At 53.0% G+C, this 23408-nt stretch carries 17 protein-coding genes; 4 read left to right on the forward strand and 13 right to left on the reverse strand.

Annotated elements, in window-relative coordinates; all coding sequences use genetic code 11:
- Positions 1-36: 36 nt before the first annotated feature.
- Positions 37-990 carry an RluA family pseudouridine synthase gene (locus GCWU000342_RS05470; protein WP_045000356.1) on the forward strand — a complete coding sequence of 318 codons (954 nt, stop codon included), beginning with the start codon at positions 37-39 and terminating at the stop codon, positions 988-990.
- Positions 991-1051: 61 nt separating this feature from the next.
- On the opposite strand, the gene GCWU000342_RS05475 is transcribed toward GCWU000342_RS05470, so the two are convergent.
- The gene (locus tag GCWU000342_RS05475) at positions 1052-1681 is read right to left on the reverse strand and encodes a DUF5662 family protein (protein WP_006906313.1); all 630 of its coding nucleotides are present in this window, start codon (positions 1679-1681) and stop codon (positions 1052-1054) included.
- Between the two features lie 269 nt (positions 1682-1950).
- Between GCWU000342_RS05475 and GCWU000342_RS05480 the strand changes: the two genes are divergently transcribed.
- Positions 1951-2265, forward strand: coding sequence for a DUF1292 domain-containing protein (locus tag GCWU000342_RS05480; RefSeq protein WP_045000744.1), 315 nt, complete (start codon positions 1951-1953; stop codon positions 2263-2265).
- Here the strand turns inward: GCWU000342_RS05480 and GCWU000342_RS05485 are convergent.
- Positions 2250-4157 carry an ATP-dependent helicase gene (locus tag GCWU000342_RS05485; protein WP_045000357.1) on the reverse strand — a complete coding sequence of 636 codons (1908 nt, stop codon included), beginning with the start codon at positions 4155-4157 and terminating at the stop codon, positions 2250-2252. The two genes, GCWU000342_RS05480 and GCWU000342_RS05485, sit on opposite strands and share 16 nt — an antisense overlap.
- Positions 4158-4188: 31 nt before the next feature.
- Between GCWU000342_RS05485 and GCWU000342_RS05490 the strand changes: the two genes are divergently transcribed.
- Positions 4189-4446, forward strand: coding sequence for a hypothetical protein (locus GCWU000342_RS05490; RefSeq protein WP_006906317.1), 258 nt, complete (start codon positions 4189-4191; stop codon positions 4444-4446).
- A 390-nt stretch (positions 4447-4836) separates the two neighbouring features.
- Here GCWU000342_RS05490 and gltX read toward each other — a convergent pair whose 3' ends face one another.
- From gltX to GCWU000342_RS05510, 4 genes are all read right to left on the reverse strand, one after another.
- A complete protein-coding gene (gene gltX / locus GCWU000342_RS05495) occupies positions 4837-6285 on the reverse strand; it encodes a glutamate--tRNA ligase (protein WP_006906319.1) in 1449 nt (482 codons plus the stop codon).
- Between the two features lie 159 nt (positions 6286-6444).
- A complete protein-coding gene (locus GCWU000342_RS05500; protein ID WP_006906320.1) occupies positions 6445-7254 on the reverse strand; it encodes a DUF2225 domain-containing protein in 810 nt (269 codons plus the stop codon).
- Positions 7251-8501: a DUF5716 family protein gene (locus tag GCWU000342_RS05505; RefSeq protein WP_006906321.1), complete on the reverse strand. Its 1251-nt coding sequence runs from the start codon at positions 8499-8501 to the stop codon at positions 7251-7253. The genes GCWU000342_RS05500 and GCWU000342_RS05505 overlap by 4 nt, the downstream gene beginning before the upstream one ends.
- 10 nt (positions 8502-8511) lie before the next feature.
- Positions 8512-12063, reverse strand: a complete 3552-nt coding sequence (locus tag GCWU000342_RS05510; RefSeq protein WP_006906322.1) for a DUF5717 family protein — start codon at positions 12061-12063, stop codon at positions 8512-8514.
- Positions 12064-12267: 204 nt separating this feature from the next.
- On the opposite strand from GCWU000342_RS05510, the gene cobD reads away from it, so the two are divergent.
- The gene (gene cobD, locus GCWU000342_RS05515; RefSeq protein WP_006906323.1) at positions 12268-13362 is read left to right on the forward strand and encodes a threonine-phosphate decarboxylase CobD; all 1095 of its coding nucleotides are present in this window, start codon (positions 12268-12270) and stop codon (positions 13360-13362) included.
- Positions 13363-13379: 17 nt separating this feature from the next.
- Here cobD and GCWU000342_RS05520 read toward each other — a convergent pair whose 3' ends face one another.
- From GCWU000342_RS05520 to GCWU000342_RS05550, 7 genes are all read right to left on the reverse strand, one after another.
- The gene (locus tag GCWU000342_RS05520; protein ID WP_045000359.1) at positions 13380-14519 is read right to left on the reverse strand and encodes a glycerate kinase family protein; all 1140 of its coding nucleotides are present in this window, start codon (positions 14517-14519) and stop codon (positions 13380-13382) included.
- Between the two features lie 157 nt (positions 14520-14676).
- Positions 14677-15012 (reverse strand): hypothetical protein, encoded by a 336-nt coding sequence (locus GCWU000342_RS05525; protein ID WP_006906326.1) that lies wholly within the window; start codon positions 15010-15012, stop codon positions 14677-14679.
- A 231-nt stretch (positions 15013-15243) separates the two neighbouring features.
- On the reverse strand, positions 15244-16728 hold the full coding sequence (locus tag GCWU000342_RS05530) for an ATP-grasp domain-containing protein (RefSeq protein WP_049921564.1): 1485 nt from the start codon (positions 16726-16728) through the stop codon (positions 15244-15246).
- An 85-nt stretch (positions 16729-16813) separates the two neighbouring features.
- Complete coding sequence (locus GCWU000342_RS05535; protein WP_006906328.1) at positions 16814-18169, reverse strand: Na+/H+ antiporter NhaC family protein; 1356 nt, start codon at positions 18167-18169, stop codon at positions 16814-16816.
- A gap of 112 nt (positions 18170-18281) precedes the next feature.
- The gene (locus GCWU000342_RS05540) at positions 18282-20132 is read right to left on the reverse strand and encodes an aminopeptidase P family protein (RefSeq protein WP_278081421.1); all 1851 of its coding nucleotides are present in this window, start codon (positions 20130-20132) and stop codon (positions 18282-18284) included.
- Positions 20133-20241: 109 nt separating this feature from the next.
- Entirely contained in the window at positions 20242-20586 is a 345-nt protein-coding gene (locus tag GCWU000342_RS05545; protein ID WP_006906331.1) for a hydrogenase maturation nickel metallochaperone HypA, read from the reverse strand.
- Complete coding sequence (locus GCWU000342_RS05550; RefSeq protein WP_006906332.1) at positions 20587-23370, reverse strand: FAD-dependent oxidoreductase; 2784 nt, start codon at positions 23368-23370, stop codon at positions 20587-20589. It abuts the gene before it with no gap.
- Positions 23371-23408 lie beyond the last annotated feature (38 nt).

The following is a 23408-nucleotide window of genomic DNA, read 5'->3' on the forward strand; positions in this document are numbered from 1 at the left end:
ATGAAATCGTGGCGAATATCTGTTAGGATAAGCGGGATGAGACGAATACTGACTTACGAAAATGAACTTGACTATGACAGCATTTACGACTGGCTGCGGGGAAAAATGCGTTTTCCCCGGTCCATTGTCGCTGCCCTTCGGTCCGGCGAGCAGGACTATCGGGTCAACGGGAAGAAACCGGTCCTCTGGCAGCCCCTCCCCGCCGGCTCCAGGATTCAGATCATCCTGGAGGACAGGAAATCCTCTCCCTTCGCTCCGGTAAATCTGCCGCTGAATATCATATACGAGGACGAGGACATCCTTTTGATCGACAAGCCGGCCGGCATGCCATCTCATCCCTCGATGAACCATCAGAAGGACACCCTGGCCAATGCCGTTTTATATTATTACCAAAAACAGGGAATCCCCTTTGTCTTTCGCATCGCAAACCGGCTTGATATGGATACATCCGGTCTGGTCGCTGTCTCCAAAAACAGTTTGGCGGCGGCGCGCGTCAAACAGATGATTGACAAAAGACAGATCCACAGAGAATATCTCTGTATTGTAGAGGGGTCTTTCTCTGCAGATTCCTCTCTGGCAAAGAGGGACTTTGTTAAGATGCGATATGACGCCGACGGACAGATGATCGGCGGGCGAATTTGGGCTCCCATCTCGCGCAGAGAGGGTTCTGTCTTAGAGCGAAGAGTAAACGCCAGCGATGGCCAGACTGCCCTGACAGACTTTGAAATCGTACAGGAGGGAGCAAAATATTCTCTGCTGCGGGTATGGCTTGGGACAGGACGCACGCACCAAATCCGGGTTCATATGAATTATCTCGGCCATCCCCTCCCCGCCGACTACCTCTATCATCCGGTCTATCAGGATATCTCCCGTCAGCCTCTGCACTCCGCGAAACTGCGCTTTCCCCATCCTGTCAGTGGCCGGCAGATGTGCTTTGAGAGCAGGCTGCCGGCTGATATGCGGCATTTGCTGGATAACTTCCACAGCTGACAGGTTTCCTTTGCCCAGACGGCTGTCCCTCAACAAATATCTAAATTTCACGAATCACAGATCAATCCGGCAGCATCTCCTCTGTCATTTCAAGGAGCTTCCCCTCTTTTGGGTCGTAGTTGGGCAGGCTCGGATAGGCGTCAAAATCCCTGCGGTTTGCCAGAATCACCCGGCGAATATAGGAATAGCTTTTGGCCTCTCCCCGCCTGGCTAAAAAGAAAAGCATAAACTCCAGGAGGGCCTGGGTCTGCGGATGAATGATCAGATGATCTCTTCCCCGCAGGTAGTAGTTCCAGGCGGAATCATCCTGATACCGGTCTCTCTGATAGTTTTTCGAGGCTGCCACCCGATCGACAAAAGACTCCACCACGTAATTGACAGGCATCTTCATTCCGACCATACCCGGGCCGGAATGCTCGTCGACAGCATAGTCGATCCAGTACTCAAAGTGATGCTTATTCCTTCCCTTGTGATGGAGCCAGGACAGAGAATATCCCCGATCCCTGCGCTCCCCGTCATTGGGACTGTGAGATCCGGTGTAATATTTGGCTCCGACCATAAATTCCGTGGGGGAGTATTTGGATAAATCGTGGAGTAACCCCTGCCGGTAGAGTCCAAGCGCAAAACACCCCTGCATGACCAGCATTTTGTGATGGTGAATGGTCCGAAGATGTCCCAGCCAATTCCACATTCTATCCTCCTCATTGAAATCCTTCGAGGGAATTATACGAGAAATCCTATCTTATGTCATTTGTCATTGCATTTTATGCTTGCTGTCATGGCTGTCAGTCATGCGGCGCCGCCAATACTGGCCGCCCTGAGACATTGAAATACCGGTTTCCTTCCCCTATAATCGGAGACAATCTACTAAAACAAACCTGCAAGAACAGTGAAGCTGAAGTGAATCAACAGGTGCTGTGAAGCTGAAACAAATTCACAGGAGTCATGAAGGAGAAGACCATGTCTGATGAGAATATAAACACTCCCTGTCCGGAAGATGAGGACGATGATGTCATGGTGACCATAGAGTTAGAAGATCAGGATCTGGACTGTGAAATTCTAACTATTTTTACGCTTAACAGCCAGGACTACATTGTTCTCATGCCTGTCGACGAGCACGGAGACCCCATCGACGACAGCATGGTCTACATCTACCGATACCTGGAAGACGCAGATGGCAATCCTTCCATCGATAACATTCAGACGGATGAGGAGTACGATCGAGTCAATCGCTACTTCACACAGTTAGCAGACCGGGACTATCCCTCATCCTGATCTTTTTCCTGTATCTCTGCCAGAAAACGGGAAGGAGCGAGCTTTTGATTGCCCATTTCAAGACAGGAGTAGAGATATACCTCTCTCTTTGCCCTGGTGAGCGCGACATAAAACATCCGCCGCTCCTCCTCCAGGGCCTCCCTTCCTCTGGCTCGTGAAGAGGGCGTAATCCCCTCGTTGACATCCATGATGTGAACCTGGTCAAACTCAAGCCCCTTGGATCCGTGGAAGGTAAAAAGTCCCACCGGCGGCGCCCGGTTATTGCTCTGCGCCAAAATCTCATTTTCCCCCATCCCTCTTCTCCTCTGGTCATACTGATCTGCCCCTCCTGCTTCAGGCAGCAGACGTTCTTCTTCGAGTATTTTTATATAACTTTTAAGGGCCTCTTTGCCCCTGCCCCGGATCCCCCTGGCCAGGCCCATAAGAATCCCAAGCAGCATTTCAATCTCATCCCATTCGCTCCTCTTACCCCTGTAGGATTCCTCTAAAAATGCCCGGTATCCGACCTTCCCAAGAAGATATGTCAGGGCGGCATATGGGGAAGAGGATGCAAGAAAAGCCATATCCCTCTCCAGTTCCAGAAATTGCTTTGCCTGCCCGGGATGCTCTTTCAATCGCCTCCCCAGTTCCCCCCACTCAAAGGTCTCTTCTTCAATACAGGATCTTGGCAGCTGACGACAGGGTCTGTTTAAAATCCGAAGAAGATCCTCCCTCCTCCTGTGTCCCAGCGCAAGGCTGCAGTAGGAAATGATATCCTGTGTCAACCAGTGCCCGGCGACTTTGCGCTCCTTTCTACGCATATAAAAGGGAATCCCCTCCTGCCGCAGAACCCGTATCAGCTCAGTGGACTGGGCCCTGGTCCGAAACAAAACCGCGGTCTCTCCCCTGCGCTTTCGCAGAAGGCCTCCAATCTGCTCCGCCTCCTCCCTTGGATTTCTAAGACGCCTTACCACAATCCTTCCCATCTCCTTTCGGTCTGGCCGAATGCTCTTGGCATAGCGCATCTTGTTGTGACCAATCAGCCGCTTTGCCGCCTTGACAATAGACCGGGTCGAACGATAATTGGTCTGCAAATGCAAAATGACCGCATTCGGATAGGTCGATCGGATGTCCAAAAGAAGTCCGGGCCTTGCGCCGCGAAAGCCATAGATTGACTGGTCATCATCGCCCACCAGAAAGAGGTTTCCCCATCCCTCCGCAAGAATCTGTACCAGAGAAAACTGCAGAGCATCCATATCCTGGGCCTCATCGACAAGAATCATCCGAAAGCGATGGGACCACCTGTCGCGAATCGCCGGATTCTCCTCCAGGAGTATCCTGGCCTCAGATAGCATGTCCCCAAAGTCTAGAACCTTGTCCCGCCTTTTCATCGACCAATAAATTCGGGCGAATTGCTCCGTCAGATCAGATTCCTTTTCTGTCTCATTCGCACTCCTCTCCAGGTCTTGCGTGCCAGTGATCGGATCCGTCTCTCTTTGCGACAGACCATCCAGTCTTTTTAAAAAAGTCTCTGTCTTCCGCCGGTCCGCCCGGATCCCCATTTGATTAAGAGCCTCCATTGCCAGAAGAAAGCGCTTCTCCTCACTCAACAGACTGTCAGCTGAATAACCCCGCTCCTCCCTAAGGATACGAAAGAACACAGAGTGAAAGGTCCCGAAGACAACAGGGATTCCCTCCGTTCCCAGCACTGACAGGAAGCGATTTTGCATTTCCATGGCAGCCTCCCTGGTGAACGTGATCACAAGGATCTGCTCCGCCGGAATCTTCCTCTCCTCAATCAGTCTCGCGACCCGGCGGATGATAACACTGGTTTTTCCGGAACCCGGTCCGGCGATCGTCAGGCAGACTCCCTCAAAAAAGGAAACCGCCTCCTCCTGTTTTATATCGAGCAAGAAAATCACCTCCATAGACCGGATACAGAATGTGCGCGAGGGTGAAAAAAGAGTACCAAAAGGGGTGGCTCAGCACTTGCCACTTCTGAAAAGAACTAATGTCCAAGACAAAAAAGGTCTCAAGCACACACGAAGAACATATTCAAATGAGTTAAAAATGGCTTCTAAAAAGCTGCAAAACAAAGCTGCAAATCTGAGAAAGAAAGAGCACGTAGAAACGAAAAGGAAAAAACAGAAAGCATCGAAAAACGGAAAGGGAAACAGAAGAATGCAAAGCATTAAAAAATGAAAAAGAGAAACAGAAAAATACAAAGCATCAAAAACGAAAGAGAGAAACAGGAAAATACAAAGCATCAAAAACGAAAGAGAGAAACAGGAAAATACAAAGCATCAAAAAACGAAAAAGAAAGATAGAAAGCAGAAATATCTGAAAAAGATAAGCGAAAGCCATCAGAAATACGAATTAATAAAAAAGGCTTAGCCCTTTGGGAAGGACTAAACCTATTTATAACATCTTATGTATCGACTTGCAAGAGCCCGCATTTCATTGCCTATTGTCACCAGTGCATCCCATTGCCCACCGCTATCGAACGCGCTTGCATGTTTCCCTCTGAGCTCACTTGCTCATTGCTGTTGAACTCTCTTTATCTCCTCTGCAAAAGCGTGATGAATGTCAGACTCAGCTCAGCTTCTCAATGGCCGCCCGGATACGGGCGATCGTCTCTTCCTTTCCAAGGACCGCCATGAGCTCCGTCGCTCCTCCGGGAGTCATCTGCTTGCCTGAGACCGCCGTTCGAAGAGGCCAGAAAACATAACCGTTCTTGTATCCGTGCTCTTTGGCAAATGCCTTACAGGCCTCAAAAAGTCCCTCATTACTGTAATCCTCCTGGGCCTCTAAAAGAGGGAGGATCTCCTCCAGAGTCCTGCGGGAGTTCTCCGGCGTGGTCTTCATCTTCTTGTGCTGGTACATATCCGCGTCATAGTCCGGAACGGCGTCAAAGAAATCCACATGTTCCCTGATATCCGGGAAGATCTCGATGCGGGACTGAACCATAGACGCAATTGCCCGCAGATCATACTCTCCCCTGATATATTCCCGCAGGTAGGGCAGAGCCATCTCATAAAATGTATCAAAGGGCAGGGCCTTGATATACTCTCCATTCATCCACTTGAGCTTTTCAATATCAAAAACCGCGGGAGACTTGGACAGACGGTGATAGTCAAAGGCCAAAACCAGCTCCTTTAAGGAGAAAATCTCTCGATTCTCCTCCGGACTCCATCCCAGAAGAGCCACATAATTGACAATGGCATCTGAGAGGAACCCCTGCGCTATCAGATCTTCATAGGAGGAATGGCCGCTTCTCTTAGACAGCTTCTGGTGATCCGTATTGGTAATCAGAGGGCAGTGAATATAGGTGGGAACCTCCCAGCCAAAGGCCTCATAAAGGCGGTTATACTTGGGAGCGGAGGACAAATACTCATTGCCTCTGACCACATGGGTAATCCCCATCAGATGGTCATCGACCACATTGGCGAAATTGTAGGTCGGATACCCGTCCGACTTGATCAGGATCATATCGTCCAATTCCGCATTATCCACAGAGATATGGCCGTAGATCTCGTCATCAAAGGAAGTCTGTCCCTCTCTCGGATTATTCTGGCGAATGACATAGGGAATGCCGGCATCCAGCTTGGCCTGTATCTCTTCCGGAGTCAGACGCAGACAGTGTTTATCATAAATGGCGATCTCTTTATCTCCAACCTTGACCTTGAGATTGGCCAGGCGCTCCGGCGTGCAGAAACAATAATAGGCCTCTCCCCGATCGATCAGTTTTTTGGCATACTTTAAGTAGATGCCCTGCGCCTGACGTTCGGACTGGACATAAGGGCCGACTCCGCCGTCCTTATCGGGGCCCTCGTCATGAATCAGGCCTGTTTTGGCTAAGGTCCGATAGATGATATCTACCGCCCCATCCACGTAGCGCTCCTGGTCGGTGTCCTCAATGCGGAGAATAAAGTCTCCGCCCGCGTGCTTGGCCACAAGATAGGCATATAGCGCCGTTCTCAAATTTCCAACATGCATACGCCCCGTGGGACTGGGGGCGAATCTCGTTCTGATCTTACTCATTTTTCATCTCCGATCCGCAACGCAATCACAGGGCCGACTGCCTGCAATTGCAATACAGCATATTAGTCTAGTAAGCCCGATCTGTCTTGTCAATCCGCCTGTGACAAGTCCTATAGATCTGCCTGTAACAAGTCCTACAGATCAGCTGTGACAAGGTCTCTAGATCGCTCCCTTTGCGTACTTGTCTTCCAGACGATAGAGCTCCCGGGACACCTCAACTTGTCCGGCTTCCTTCATGCGGTTTAATTCCACCCCGTAGCTGATCAGGTCTGTGCTCTTGGCCAGGTCACGAATTCCAGACGCGATGCTCTCCAGGGTCTCCTCCGCGACATGGTAGCGTTGGCTCTGGATCTCCACCATAGCTAAGTCTCCCCGCAGATAATAGCTGGAAAACATGGCGCGCAAAGAGGCCTGTCGGGCATTTCTCTGAAAGGCCTTCTCGAAGCATTCTCCCGCTTCCTTGTAAAAGAAGAGTCTGCTGTAAGCTGTTCCCATATTGTGATAGAGATCCCCGATAATTCTCGGATTGGTCGTAGCTTCTGAAATCTCTGACAGCAGGCTTCGGTACATAAGAATCGCCTCCTGATATCGCCCCAGGGCGGCCATGCGGTCACAGGCCATTTTTCGCCGCTCCCCCATCCCTTTGCCGGACAGGGCAGCGATTGTTCCGCTGATCTCCTGGACCTCCTGTCTTGACAGATATCCTATGTCAAGAAGCAGGGTTCCCACAAAAATGTGCAGGGCAGCCTTGTCGCGGATCAGCCTGCGCAGTCTCTGCGCCAGCTCGTGCATTCCCGCCTGTGTGTCGATCCACTGACAGAGCTCCAGACTCATAAAGGTCTCATCCAGTGTCTGTATGTGCGTAGCCAGATAGAAACTCAGTTCCTCAGGGCTGAAGACGCGAATCCCCTCCTGGGTCTGATAGGGCGAATCCGCCAGAGGAGAAGAACACAGAATACATTCACTCATCTTTCCCCTCCCTCCTTGTACAAAGCGATCTGATAGGTCCAGACCTGTCCGCTGGAGGGATAGAAGTCTCCAAAGCCAAGGTCAAAAACCTTCACTTCAATTTCCTCATCTCCCCTTGATTTGGCCTGAACGCGAAGTCGGCTGGTTCTTGGCGGACGCCTGGGCAAATCAGACAGCTCAATCACATGCAAATATGCCTTTTTTTGCCGGGGTTCCCGGATCCACAGCTCAAGCTCCGCCTGTTTGTCCAGGATAATCTCACAGGTCCCCTTTGCCTCATACCGATTCTCCCCTGCCGCAAGCAGGGTACGAAATTCCTTCTTTCCATGGTTTAAGACCTGCAGGCCGACGTTAACCTTCAGATCATTGGAAGAGAGATAGGCAAAGGGCCAGGCTTCATCAGACATCCGAACGCGGCCGCAATAGCACGCCCCCTTGGTGTACAGATTTTTCCCGATAAAGACCCTGCGTCCTCTGCAGAGTCGGTTTAAAGAGAGCTTCATCCAGTCTCCCTCAAAGCCGCTCCCGATCAGGTATACCGAAGAAATACGATCCCCCTTAAAATTTTGATCGATGATCTGATCGAAGCAGAGATCCAGATTCTCCGTATCGACGGACAGATTCTTCTCCTCAATGGTCACCATCTGGGGCTGGGTCTTCTGATCCCGGTGCAGACGCCAGAATCGCATGACATTCTCCTGATAGGAAAAGAGCGCGACATCACCCACAAAAATCTGGGCCTGCTGGTGAAAGACAAAATAGTAAAAGCTCTCCTTTCGATCAATCACCCGGATCAATTCTCTGGAATAATGCATGGCGTCCGCCAGCCTGCCAATCAATCTGACCCTCTTTGCGTCCACGCGGTCCAGGACAAAGACCATCTGTCCCAGGACCATTTGCCCAGCGAGCTGGGGTGCCAGTGCCATAAGGTGGTTGAGAAAATACAGAAGAAGGTCGAAGGGATGGTAGGGTTTGCCCTCCAGATAGACATCTTCTTCGGCAAGCGCTCTGGAAAACAGCTGGTCTGCCAGGTCAGCCTCCAAAAGCCTGGCCGCCCTGACGGCATCCTCGCCATAGAGCCAGCTCTCCTCCCCCCTGCGACGGCCAATGCAGGTTGGGATCTGATAGAGACCGCTCCCAAGGACCGGACTCATGGTCTGCGGCTCCTTGTGCATGGAATCCAGGTAGGAAAACATGGTATAAGAATCGTCCAGGTCAATCCCGTAATAGATTCGATTATCTCTCATTGACTCCCCCCTAGAGCAAGGAAAACAGCTTGGATGTAATATTTTCCTGCATGCGATAGTCCATCATCTCCTCGATTCCCTGCTCCAAATTGCCCTGACCAAGCAGGTCTTCCATGCGGTTCAGCCGGTTATATGCCGCCTCCTCTTCGATTTTGGCCTCAAGCTGACAGCTGATCTTACCGCTGACCGCCGGATCCTTCCCGCGCAAATCATCCCAAATCAGATAATCGACGGTCTGCCCTCGAAAGAGAACCATCTGCTTGACATAAAGGCCGCAGTAGATCTCCGGCATCAGTTCCTCCCGATATCCTCCCTCCGGCAGGGAATAGCGGATTCGTATCGTCTGCTGGGGATCTGACTGATACTCAATCATAGCCTTGTCATAGAGCTGATACTTCATGAGCAGGCTGTGGTCAACCTTCTGCATGAAGGAGAAGCGGATCCTCTGAGAGAGCGCCTGGCCGATCAGCCGATCCAAAAGAGCGAACTCCGCATTGGTCAGCTTCTTAGAATAGCAGAGCCGTTTCATCAAGGCCAGCATACAGGACTGGGAGGGAGATCTTCTCCTGGCATATTCATCATAGATGTAGAAAAAAATATGCTCAGGAATCCCATGGTCTTTTTGATCCACATCCAGCAGGTAGCGGTGGGCAAAGAAGTTCTGATAAGCCTCCATGATCTTAGTGTTCGGCCGCTGCCCTCTGTAGTAATCAAAGACCTCAGACAGGCCCTTTGGAATATCCTCCGTATAGAGAGATTGCACCAGGATGCGCTCCGCCAGGGCAAAACGATCCAGCTTTGCCTCACCGGCCAGTTCCCAGAGGATCATCATGCGGTCAGTCGTGCCGACAAAGCCCTCCAGCATAAAGGCGATCAGTCTTTCGTCCCACTGGGCAGAGGATACTCCCTCCCCGACACAGTCCAGCAAAAATCCGCAGAGACTCAGACCAAAATCCCGGCTGTCACTAGCGTCCTCTCCCAGGCAGACCGCGCTGACCAATCCCGCGAGATCCTCCGGAGCCAGACCGGGTACCGTAAAGTCCTGCAGGGCCAGATAGACCTTGTGATACTGCCCGCTGTGAATCCAGGAGGTCAATACATATTTTCGCATGTCCCGGTTCATTCCCGTCAGGTCAGTCACCTTGCGGAAATGTTCCTCGATCACACTCTCCTGCCCCGCGGCGAGCAGACACTCGCTCATCGCTGGATAGTAGGGAGCCAGGTAATCCTCACGAAGCTTATAGGAGGACAGCATGGCAAGCATCTGCGGGCGGTTCAGAGGCATCCGCGGGTTCAGAGAGAGCCCATGAAGCAGATAGGGAATGCTGTCCGGCGCCAGGGGAGCCAGCCTGTCATAGAAGCGGTCGATATCCAAAAGCGGCTCGACACCAAGCAGCTTCTCTCCCTCTGTAATCGCGCCGTTCTCATCCTCTAATACCAAGAGCCGATCCCCTCCGTAAAGGGGCAGGTAGGCCGCGTGATCTGCCACAGAGGCGATCACCGGCTCCGTAAGCGCCTGGTGATAGACGAGCACCCGTCTGGAGCCCTCCGCCGTACAGAGGATCTTATGAATGAAGAGCAATGGGGCCATGGCTCTGGCGATCGTTTCCGACGGGGTAATGCGATCCAGGTAATCATTGTAGATGATGGCTATGTTATCGTCGATTCGTCCCTCGATCATCATCCGCTCTGCAAAGCGGTCTAAAGAATTGCGATAGGCTTCATAGGTCTTTGGATCCCGCTTCTGGAAGGAGACAATATTCGCGTAGAGAAGGGCCTGCTTCTCCTGCGGCAGTCTGTTATTAATGAGAAAATACCGGGCCAGCAGAGGCGGAATGGAACGAATGGCATCCTGGGGCATAGACATCATGTATGCCTCATAGAGCCCCGGGACATTGACCCCCTCATCGACCGCTCTCTCATACCAGCTTTGTGCCCTGGCGGATCGATTGGGCTCCAGAAGCAGATAGGCAATCAGAGCAGACAGATTCTCCCGGCTCGGATAGGCCCAGACCGCCCCCATAAAGATACGGGTCCAGGCCGCCGAACAGGTCTTGGATGTCGCTAGAATCTTGACCAGGCGGTCTACCAGAGCTGCTGTGAAAGCCCTGCGGCTTCTGACCCAGGATAAGAGGCCAAAAGCGAAATCATCCGCCTGGGTCAGCAGATAGGGTTCCTCTCTTAATAAATCATATGCTTCCAGATAGAGCAAAGGAGAGTGAACGCGGGCGGCTTCTTCAGAAATCTCCGCATATTTCTCCGCCGTCTCCTTCTCTTCTGTCCGCAGAAGGCAGCAGAAGAGGTCCGCCCGATTCCTGTGCCTCCGAAAAATCACGTCGATCTGGCGGATCAGTTCTCTTCGATTCTGGCGATCCTCAGACAGATTACAGTAGAGATAGAGGAGTAAACCCCATTCCGGGCTGTTTTTATCCGCAATTTTCCCCTTCAGTCCTCCGATCAGATCAAGCGCCTCCTCTGTCTGACCGTTTTCAATCAGAGCCATTGTCTGCAGGAGCTGCCAGAAAACATCCCGATCTGAATCCAGCCGGCGCAGATCCTCCAGATCCCGCAGCCAGCGGTGGCACCACTCCGGTCTGCTCATGCGGCCCAGGCGGTAGGACTCATAGTCGCGCATCACCCTTACGATCAGCGTTCGTAAGCTCTGACGGATCCCCGGAATCGCAGATGGGAAGTCCCTGCACGTCGCCTGGATCGACAGCTGATGCACCAGACCATTGGTCTGCATCTGAATGACAGCATAATTCACACCCGCGCGAAGCTTCTTTGCGTCCAACAAATAGGGGACATCTGCCGTCTGCCCCAGGAAGTCCTCAGAGCTGATCCTCTTTTTCTCCAGGCTGATGAAGTCCCCCCGGCAAGTCAGCTGAATCTCGCCATGCCCCCAACCTCTCTTGAGAAGATGAATATGATCCTCCTGGTCTTCCCGCAGCCAGGCGTACTTTCGAGTCTCGTCCGGCAGACCGAACACAAGAGCTTCCTTGAGTCCGGCATCCACCAGAAAATGCTCCAGATTCACCCCCGAGAGCGCCCCCCTTCGATAGGCCCGATAGAGGAGCCGAAGCCTATGATCCTGTCTTATAATCCAGTGGGCGAAGGCGTCCGAATAGAAAAGATTAAGGGCCTCCTGCCAGTGATCCCGGGCTAAAAGAGCAAATTGGCGAATCTCTTTGATCTGGCCGATGGAGGACATCAGCTTCGCCTCTGTATATGTGATCTCATAGGGAATCTCTAACGTGACCTGGTTCGCCACTATCGTCATATGCCCACGCAGGCAGTCCCCCGCCAGAGCCTTCGGCAAGTGAACCTCATAGGCGATCACATTTTGCAGTCCCTCAAATTGCGGCGTTATGCAGACGACATAGGGATTGGAAGAGTAGACCATTCCCCGAAGAGGAATCTCATTTAAGGAGATGACCGTAAAAGAGCCGCTGATATGACTTGCCTCAGCGGCCTCAACTGCAATCCGGTCAGGTTTCACCAGAACCTGAGGACTGGGGGTATCAAATTCATCATTGGCCAAACGCCAGATCCTCTTACGCACCTGATCTATTCCTATTCTCGTCGCTTGAACGCTGCATTTTCATCAGCTAGAATTATAGCCAAAGAAGGGGCCTGCCGCAAGGCAATGCCCTCCTGCCACAGGCAGCCTGCGCTCGCCCGAACAAGAACAGTGCTCGCCCGACAGAGGAGTCAACGCCTGCCCGGACGAAGGAGTCGATACTCACTCGGACAAAGGAGTCAGATCATGGAACAAATTCAGCACAAGGATCATTTTCACGGAAGCGATCTGGAAAAAATTGAGCAGATCTATGGGATCCGAAAAGAGGAAATCATCTCCTTCTCCGCCAATGTCAACCCTCTGGGGATTTCTCCCAGACTGCGCCGGGGTCTGGCAGAACATGTCGACGCCATTGCTTCCTACCCCGATCGGGAATACACAGCTCTTCGCGGCTGCATCAGTCAATATGTCGGATGTGATATGGAACAGGTCATCGTTGGCAACGGATCAACAGAACTGATCTCACTCTTCATCGACTTTATTCATCCCAAAAGAGCCCTGATCCTTGGTCCTACCTATTCTGAATACGAGCGATCTGTCAGCCTGAGCGGGGGCAGCAGCCACTACTACCCTCTCCACGCGAAAGAGGACTTTATTCTTCACACGGAGGATCTCTGTGCCAAATTGGCCGAGGGCTATCAGCTGCTCATCCTCTGCAATCCCAACAATCCGACTTCTACCCTGATTCCCCGCCAGCAGATGCGAAGGATCCTGGACACCTGTAAGATGCTCGGAACCTACGTCCTTGTAGATGAGACCTATATCGAATTCACCTCTGATGTCACCGCGTCATCCTCTGTACCTCTGGCCAGAGACTACAATAATCTGATCATTCTCCGGGGGACATCGAAATTCTTCGCTGCCCCCGGCCTGCGACTGGGTTATGCCGTCCTGGGCAACCCCGACATGATTTCCACCATCCGGCGGGTCAAAAACCCCTGGATGATCAACGCGCTCGCGGACGTCGCCGGTCAGCTGATGTTTGCCGACGAAGACTATAAAGAAAAGACTCGGCATCTCATTCTCTCTGAGCGAAAGCGTCTCTACCAGCTCTTTTTGACCTCCGGCCGCTTCAGGCCCTACGCCCCACAGGCCAACTTTATGCTCCTTGGCATCAAAGATCCCACCTTAAACGCGGCTGATCTCTTTGACCGCTGCATTCGCCAGAAAATGATGATCCGGGACTGCTCTACCTTTCCCTTCCTCTCCGATCGCTACATCCGCTTCTGCTTTATGAAGCCGGAGGACAACGACCGGCTGACAGCCCTGCTCTTATCCTGACTGAGGACAACCCCTGCTCAAGACAGGGAAGCGATCAGCCGAAAGACCTGCTCCGCCGTCGCGGCAAGATTCTCGCGGGCATTTCCCGCGTCCATGGCCTGGTCCAGGGTGCAGACCCTGCGCAGAATCGGGAAAAAAGCATCGATCCCATGCTCGTTGCACACGCTGGCGTCATCGGTCACGCATCCGCTGAAGGCAATCACACTCTTTCCGTACTTCTTGGCAATATGAGCCACCCCGATCGGAGCTTTTCCCATGACGGTCTGTCCGTCCAGCCGTCCCTCTCCTGTGACGACAAAATCTGCATCCTTGACATAAGACTCCAGTTTCGTCTCTTCCAGAACGATCTTAACTCCGGATTCCAAGACGGCATTGGTGTAGGACAAAAAGGCAAAGCCCAGGCCTCCGGCGGCTCCTGTCCCCGGGATCATCCTGTCGGCTCTCTTATACTTCTCACAGGTCAGGGCAGCGTAATGAGCCATCCAATGATCCATCTCAGTCACCATGGCAGGCGTCGCCCCCTTCTGTGGTCCAAAGACCGCGCTGCAGCCCTCCTCGCCGCAGAGAGGATTCGTCACGTCGCAGGCCACCCTGAAATGACATTGGGTCAGCTCCGGCAGAACCTTTTGATCGCGGATACGGTCTATGGCGGCAAGCCCTTTGGCTCCATAGGGAATCTGTCTCCCCTCCTGGTCTAAAAACTGGTAGCCCAGAGCCTGCAGCATACCGACGCCCCCGTCGTTCGTCGCGCTGCCTCCGATTCCCACGATGAAATTGCGGCAGCCCTTCTGAATGGCATCGGCGATCATTTCGCCCACGCCATAGGTCGTCGTATGCAAGGGGTTCCTCTTCTCCCGGGGAACCAGGGTAATGCCGGCAGCAGCGGACATCTCGATGATAGCCGTTTTGCTGTCGTCAATGATGCCATAGACTGCCTCAACAGGTTCTCCCAGAGGCCCTTTGACAAGAATTTTCTCGACTCTGCCATTCATTCCGAGCGCCAGCGCTTCAACGGTTCCCTCGCCTCCATCCGCCAGAGGGCGAACCAGAACCTCCGCATCCCGACAGGCTCTGCCGATTCCATCCGCGACGGCATTTCCCGCCTCCAGAGATGACAGACTCCCCTTCAGCGAATCGATCGCTACAAGCACTTTCATGTTTTCCATCCCCCTTTATCTATCCTTGCCCTGATTTCTCACAGCATCTTTTACTCCAAAAACGACCTGATCTCTCAAGGTGCCTTTCATTCCAAAATCGCTCTGGTCTCTCAAGGCGCCTTCAATTCCAAAAATACCCTGCTTCCTCAAAGCGCCTTTATCTCTCAAAGGCAAAGTAAACCAGGATGGCATCGTCCGCCTTGTGCATGTAGACGCCGCTGTCCTCCCCCTTTTCCCTTCCCAGAGGAGCAATATCATAGCGGCCATACTCATGCCCCTCCTTCTGCTTCTTCTGGTGCAGGGCGGCATCGCCAAAGTCCCGGTTCTCGAAGCAGCGAACCGCCTGAATCAGGCTCTGCTCGCAGGACTCGCCCAGGAAGATCTGACGAATCCCCCTGGAGAGATAGACAGACTCTCCGTTGATATTGCCGTACTCATTCATCCCGGCTCCCCTGCCCCTCAGGGACTCTCTCAACTCTGAAAAATCACTCATCTTCCTCTCCTCTCTTCATGGGCGGATATGTCCCATCTCTCTTGCTGTCCTTATTCTACCCCATTTGCAGACCAAGTACATTCCGCGTTTTTCCGGCTGCCTAATCACCCGGCCCAAGTCACTCCCCTGACTCGATGCTGGTCAAATCCCAACCTGTGCTCTCATGGCCGCATCGGGAAGATGACAGGCAAATCTTTGATCCCTCTCTGACAGCCCGGCCGTTAATTTACCTCATTTCTCTTTTCCCCTCGGACGAACCAGAACAGAAACCATCTCATGCTCATCTCCCTCCACAGAGATAATATTTACGGGAGACAGGCGGGAGTAGATCCCAGCCAGCCTGCCCCCATAGAGATAGAGGCCTGTCATATTGGCGAAGGAGTGTATATAGGGGCTCTTCTGTCCCAGGGCCTGTTCCTGGTAATCATTCCCCTCGTATGAGGTCTTGGAGTAGTCCGCGTTGAGCGTCCGGTAGGGCCCAATATACTCCTGGATGATATAGCCCTGTCCGCAGCAGGCGTCCAGCGTCTTCTCCCAGTCCTCCTGCTTCATATTCCCGCTGTAGAAAATCCCCTCGGCCCCATAGGAGTCCTCCGGCTTGATGATCCATTCCTTGAACCGCCGGCGGATATCATCCCGGTTCGCGTGGACTGGACCCAGGATCGCCGTGAAGGGGACGTGGCGCATAATAAAGAGATTCTCCTCCGCCGTCAGAAAAGACATGGTCTCTTCCTGGTGCAGGATCCGAAAGAGAATCTTGTCGTGGACAATCTGAGTGGCAAAGTCTCCCACAAGAGTCACCTTTTTGTCTCTGACCGCAGATATAAAATCCCCGATCTCCTCCCTGTGATCCATGATGTCTGACGTCACCGCCCTGCGATAAATGGCGTCTACCCGCATACCGTCCCCTGTATAGAGCTTTTCTCCGTCATAAGACAAGTCCCGGATTTCCGCGATCCGCGCCTGGCAGCCGGCTCTGCGGAAGGCCTGGACAAAGCGGTCAAACTCATTCAGGTTAATGGCATTTTCCAGAAAATCAACAATGGCAACATTAGGCAGGCTGGCAGGATCATAGTCCTCACCCGAAATCACATCCACCGGCTGACCGAAGATATTCTTTTGAATCGGCTTCTCCCGGGTCACATCGCGAAGACGGATGTTCAGCCGCGGATCCTGATGACAGATTGCAAGAAAAGTTCTGACCCAGGAATCAAAGAGTTCAAATTCCTCGATCTCATATGTATCTTTCAGGTTCCGATAGATTTGACTTCGGGCAAACAGCTGCCCCATGACCCGGTTCTCATTCATCGCAGAGGCTCCGTCCGCGTTGAATTCACAGAAGGCGAAGTCTCCGCTCTTCTCATTCCAGAAAATATCCAGTCGGCAAAGGGGGAGAAGGCAGTCGTATCCCGGCAGATTCAAAATCAGCTCCTCCAATTCCTCAGAGAAGCCAAAAAGAGCCCTGTATTCAGGGCATTCAATATACCGGCGCATCACCTTGACTAAAATCTGCCACATGGTCTCTCCCGCGGACCGGACAATGGCAAGCCCATCCTCTGTAAAGGCCTTGGGCAGATAGAGCATCTTGACCGGCTGACCATGGTAGGACAGCTCCGAATTCTCAATTGCCTCATTCTCTTCTCTCCCGGAGGCATCATGAGCCTCGGGATCGGAATAATAGGCTTCCAACAGTTCTCTCTGCAATGTGTATTTCATGCCGTCCCCCCCCCCGGAATTCTCCTGCGCCGTCACACTTATGCTAAGACAAGTGCCCGGGCAATTGCAAGGTTTCCGGCTTTTCTCACCGGGGCAGAAGGAATCCGAAAATCAAATAGGTCACAAAGGCCAGACTGCTGGCGATCACAACATAGGGAAACTGTGTCAGGGCGTGATCCATATTCTCAATGCCGGAGATCTGGGAGGATAAGAGGGTGGCGTCAGCGTAAAAACAGGCATGGCTGCCAAAGGCGCCTCCGGAGATAATGGCCGCCATAGCTAAGATGACATTGGCCCCGACTGCCGCCCCCATGGGCATGATCACCGGGATAGCGACTGCGGACATCCCCCAGTTGGAACCGGTTGTGAATGTGAGAACCGCCACTAAAAAGAAGGCAAGCGCCGGGAAGACCTGGGGTATCAGCCCGGGCGCAATAATTTGCAGCAGATAATCCGTCAGTCCAAGACCAGCCAGTCCCTTCTGCAGGGTAAAAGCCACGAGAAGCATGGCAAGGACCGGAAGCATATCAGCGAAGCCCCGCGTGCAGACCGCGGTGAAATCCGCCACAGATAAAATTCGCCTGGGAATATAGAGGACAAAACAGATGCCGATGCAGGCAATTACCGCGAGAAACACATCCCCCGTCACAGTCGATATGATAATCAGGGCAAGGACCGGAAGTAAAAAGTCAAAGACATTGCCCTTGTCCTCCTCTTCCACATCTAAAATATTATATTTGGCGGAATCCCGCCCATAGGTCACTCCCGTTCGGCCGGTTCTGGCGTATGCTCTCCTCATCGGCCCAAGATTGGGAATCCAGCCCATACAGAGCAAAAAGACCAAGATGACCGCAAAAATCGGATAGAAGAGAAAGGGGATGGTATGTATATAGGCCTTCATGGGTTCCATCTTAAGGGTCTGAACCCAGGGCTCTTTGGCGAAGAGGCCTGAGAAGAAGATCGCCCAGGTCGAGAAGGGCAGAAGAACACAGATCGGCGCCCCCGTGGAATCGAGAACATAAGCCAGCATTTCCCTGGGAATCTTGTGTCTGTCATAGAGCTTCTTCATACAAATGCCCACAGTCATGACATTGAGATAGTCGTCCACAAAGATGAGCGTTCCCAAGAGAAAGGAAGCCAGCTTGGTCCGCCGGGGATTTGAGCAGTAGCGCTCCGCGATCCTCTCAAAACCGCGGCTGCCCCCGGAGGCCTCCAAAAGAGCAATTATGCAGCCAAAGAAACCACAGAGGAGAAAGATCCAAACATTGTCACTGAGGCTCTTTTGTATGGCACTGATCCACTCTGTCAGAAAATTGCCCCGGTAAAGAGCGATAAACGACATGAGAGAACCCAGAGTTAAGACTTCAAGACTTCGCTTGGTCTTAAAGGCCAGGACAATCATCAGAACTACGATCAGAAGGGAAAGCATGCCATTGGACATCTTGACTCACTCCATGCGGAAAAAACCGGATGCCTATCTGCGCCCAGACCCTGGATACACATCCATTTCAAAAGTATGATCACACAGATTTCAGGAAAAGCTCTGTCATCTCTCAAGCGCAGACCGGCCCTGTCGCCTGTTTCAGCCATTCCAGATCTTCCCCCTTCAGGAAGGGAGAGATCTTCTCCCATACCATTTTGTGGTAGCGATTGAGCTTATCGATATCGGAAGCGTCCATCTGTTCCGGCTTCAAGCCCTCCAGATCAATCGGCACATAGGTCAATGGCTCAAAGCAGAGAAATCTTCCGTATTCATTGACGCAGTCTTCCACGCAGAGGGTAATCGACTCGGTGCGAATCCCGTACTGCCCCTCGATATACATTCCCGGCTCGTCTGAGGTGATCATCCCCGGGACAAAAGAGGTCCGGTCTTCAGGAATTCGGTCTCTCCAGCGGATCACCTGCGGTCCCTCATGGACATTTAAAATATAGCCGATCCCGTGCCCGGTACCGTGGTTGAAATTCTTATGCCTCTCCCAGAGGGGTTCCCTTGCAATCGCGTCAAGCACCATACCGGAGCAGTCCTCCATAAAGCGGGCAAAAAGAAGACGGAGATTAGAGACGGCAACCGTGGTGAAATCCTCTCTCATCGAATCGGTCAATTCCCCCAGGCAGATGGTTCTGGTCACGTCGGTCGTGCCGCCCAGGTACTGTCCCCCTGAATCCACCAAAAGAAAACCTCTGCCCTCTATCCTGGCGCAGTCGTCTTTTGTCGGCGCGTAGTGGGCCATAGCGGCATTGGCGTTATAAGCGCAGATCGTCTCAAAGGAGAGATCCAGATAGCCGGGCAGTTCAGCCCGCAGGCCCTCCAGATAGCGAGCTGCTGACAGCTCCGTCAAATTTCCCTCTCTCGCGTGTTTCTTTACATAGGCGATAAACCTGCAGACAGCCACAGAGTCCTGCAGATAGACCTCTCTGATATGAGAGATCTCCACAGAATTCTTGACGGCCTTCATCATCTCTGTCGGGTTGGCGGCCAGAATCAGGTTTTCAGCTCCCAGACAGGAGGCCGCCAGTGAGACCATAGCGTCAGAGGAGGATCTGGGATCCAGCATGAGTTTGATCGGCTTCTGATCGCCGGTCATCGCTGAGTCCGGATCTTTTGCTGCCGAATCCGCCAGCCGCCCGGAAAGGATCTCAAAGGTCTCATTGTAATCCTCCAGGGTGATCTCCTGCTCTCTGGCATAGGTACGCAGCTCCTCTGTGATCTCACTCTTCTGGAGAAACAAAAAGGCCCCGCGGTCTGTCAGCCAAAAATAAGAAAGAGCCACCGGATTACAGGCAATATCTGCTCCTCTGATATTGAGCAGCCACATGATATCATCCAGCTTGGAGAGAATCAGCTGGTCGGCCCCCTTAGCGGCCATAGCTGCCCTGACCCCGGATAGCTTGTCCGCGTAGGACTCGCCTGTCAGGTCCTCTTTTAAGACAATGACCGGATGCGAGGCTCTATTCGGACGATCTATCCAGAGTCTGTCCTGGGGCGCAAAACGATTGTTTAATTCACATCCCTGTTTCTCTGCCAGATTGTGGTATTGTAACCCCTCCGCGTAAGAAAAGGTTCGCCCGTCATATGCCAGGCAATCTCCCTCCTTCAAGCTGACGTCCAGATAGTCGCACAGACTTGGGACGCCAGTCTGACCCGATTTCATGAGAACATACTCGCTATTCTCAAGTTCTTGGGCCGCGGAGATAAAATAGCGGCCGTCTGTCCAGAGAAGGGCTTTTGTCTGACTGATCAGAATGCGAACGTTATCTGAGCTGCAGCCGGACAGCCAGAGGCTGGTCTTGTCGTAGTCTCCCACATACTCGGAGGCATGCTCGTCCGAAGAAGAAATCAGATAATAACTGACTCCCTCCTCTCTCATACAGGCTCTAACCCGGCTTAAAACTTCTGCGATCAAGTCGTCACACTTTCTCTTTTCTCATCTGCGGTTCTCTTATCCTAACAGATCATAACAGTCAGGCCGGGCGGATTCCAGTCGTTTTTCTCCCCGACCTGTCCTCTTCCAGCTACTCCGCCTCGATCTCCTTGATAATGAACTCGTTGCCCTGAACAAGCCAGGTCTGATCCGAACCGCAGCTGGGGCAGATCTTCCCATGCTCCACTGTCCCGTAGTCCTGCCCGCAGCCATCGCAATGGGAGACAGCCGGAATGGTCTCAATGTTCATCCTGGCTCCGCGCAGAAGGTCCCGCTTGTCAGCCGCCCAGCGCCAGCAGTCCAAAAGATAGTCCGGAATGACGGTCGACACTTCTCCCAGCTGCAGAGTGACAGCGCTGATTTTCTCGACCTGATTCTCCTCAGCGACCTGGGTCAGCTGATCTACAATGTGAAATACGACCCCGAGCTCGTGCATTTATTTCTTCTTTCCAAACTTGATATGGATGGCCTGCTTGGCGGCATAGGGCAGAATATATTTCATCTTGTCCTCCGCCACATGCATTTCAGAGCATTCCGGCCGGTCACGGTGAATTGTAATCGCGTCGAACTCGCACTTGGTCGTACAGATGCCGCAGCCGACACAGCGATTCGGATCGACAATACTGGCTCCACAGGAGAGACAGCGGGCGGTCTCCGCCCTGACCTGGTCCTCCGTAAAGGTCAGCTTTGACTCACGGAAGGATTTCTTCCAGTCCCTGCCTTCGGGATCTCTCCCCTCTTGATAGTGAACCTCCTGACGTCCCGCGTGATCATAGTCATCGATGCGAATGTCGTCCTTGTCCAGCATGTTGAACTCCCAGCGGTTCCTCCCGATGGTGAGTGTAGAGTGGGGCTGAACAAAGCGGTGCAGAGAGGTCGCCGCCTTCTTTCCGGCAGCAATGGCGTCAATCGCGAAGCTTGGGCCTGTATAGACATCACCTCCGACGAAAATATCGGATTGTGCCGTCTGATAGGTGACCGGGTCAGCCACTGCCCCCTGTCCTCTTCCCAGCTCTACCTTGGATCCCGCCAGCAGATCTCCCCAGAGAATTGACTGGCCTACGGATAAGAAGAGATGGCGGCAGGAGACTGTCATGGTGTCGTCTTCATCGTACTCGGGCGCGAAGCGATGCTGGTCATCGAAGACCCGGATACAGCGCTTGAATACGACCCCGCTGACCCGACCGTCCTCTGTCAGAATTTCCTTGGGTCCCCAGCCGGGATTGATTTGAATATCTTCCTCCTCGGCCTCTTTGATCTCCTCCGAGGAGGCGGGCATGATCTCTCTGGACTCCAGACAAAACATGGAGATTTTGGCCTCCCCGCAGCGGCCGGCAGACCTGGCCACATCAATGGCCACATTTCCTCCGCCGATGACGACGACATCTCCTCGGATGTCAAATGCCTTCTTCTCTCCGACCTCTCTTAAGAAATCGACCGCGGTCATCACTCCCTCGGCGTCCTCGTGGTCAAGACCGAGTCCTCTGCCCCCCTGACAGCCGATCGCCAGGTAAAATCCCCGGTAACCCTGTGCCCTGAGCTCATCCAGACTGATGTCCTTACCTACCTCCACCCCATACTGAATCTCGACTCCCATGGCCTTGATAATCTCAACCTCGGCCAGGATGACATCCTTCTCCAGCTTGTAGGACGGGATCCCATAGGTCAGCATCCCGCCGGGCATGGCATTCTTCTCAAATATGGTCGGCGCGTACCCCATCTGTGCCAGATAAAAGGCACAGGAGAGTCCGGCAGGGCCTGCGCCCACAATGGCGATTTTTTCGTCAAAATGGCCCTTTGTCGCGGGAACAACCTTCTTTGGGATATAACGGGTCTCTTCCTTCAGGTCCAGATCGGCCAGGAATTTCTTGACCTCATCAATTGCGACCGGATCATCGACCCTTCCTCTGGTACACTCGCTCTCGCACCTGCGGTTACAGATTCTTCCGCAAATGGCAGGCAAGGGGTTGTTCTTCTTGATGAGAGCCAGAGCCTCCTGATAGCGCCCCTGCGCCGCCATCTTCAGATAGCCCTGGACGGCGATATGAGCTGGGCAGGCAGTCTTGCAGGGAGCGGTGCCGGACTCATGGCTGTTCACCCGGTTGTCATCCCTGTAGTTTTCATTCCACATCTCCTTTCCCCACTTATGCTCAGAGGGAAGGACCTGTCTCGGATAGCTGACCTCTGTTCCATCCGCCCTGCAGAGCTTCTGTCCCAGCTTCAGGGCCCCTGCCGGACAGTACTCGACGCAGCGTCCGCAGGCCACACATTTCTCCTTGTCTACATGGGCCACGTAGGCGGACCTTGACATATTGGGCGTATTAAAGAGCTGGGAAGTTCTAAGAGCGTAGCAGACATTGACATTGCAGTTGCAGATCGCAAAGATCTTATCCTCTCCGTCAATATTGGTAATCTGATGGACGAAGCCGTTATCCTCTCCCTTCTGGAAAATCTCTAAGGCCTCCTCTTTCGTGATATAGCGGCCGCCCTTATTGGTCTCCACCACATAGTCCGCCATATCCCCTACCGCGATACACCAGTCCGCCGGATCGTCGGCACAGCCCTCATCATAGGTCTTTCTGGACATGCGGCAGGAGCAGGGAGAAGCGGCATACTTTCCCTCGTACTTGTCCAGCCAGTGGCTGATATGCTCAATGGAGACGGAATGATCCTCCATTGCGATCGCCTTCTCGACGGGAATGACGTGCATGCCGATACCGGCTCCTCCCGGGGGAACCATAGGGGTCACCTTCTCCAGCGGCAAAAAGGTCATCCGCTCAAAGAAGCGGCCTAACTCCGGGTGTTCTTCCAGAAGGTCGGCATTCATGTTAGTGAACTCCCCGACTCCGGGCACAAACATAGGCACCTGCCAGCGCTTCTCATGTCCGGGGTTCTTGCCATCCAGGTTCTCCCAGTGATATTCCAGAAGCCCCGTGTAGGACATGTGAGACAGACAGTCCTCCAGGGTCTTGTCGTCCAGTCCGCTCAGTCGCTTGATCTCCGCAAAAGTTCTCGGCTTGCGGAGTCCCATCTCCAGGGCGATCCTGGCCTCCTGGTCTGTAGCAATCGCGGCTAAAGCCCAGTACTCCGGATCTTCTTTTGTAATTTTGGTCAGTCCAAGGTGCTGCGGCACGCGATCTGTAATCATCTTGGCCAGCCTGACAATCGGCTCTCTGATCGGTCCGTCATCCCTGATGTAGTCCGGTCGGTTCAACGACATATAAAACCCCTTTCATAAGAAAAGGATCCGCAGGCTCG

Source organism: Shuttleworthella satelles DSM 14600 (assembly GCF_000160115.1).
GTDB classification, from domain to species: Bacteria; Bacillota; Clostridia; order Lachnospirales; family Lachnospiraceae; genus Shuttleworthia; species Shuttleworthia satelles.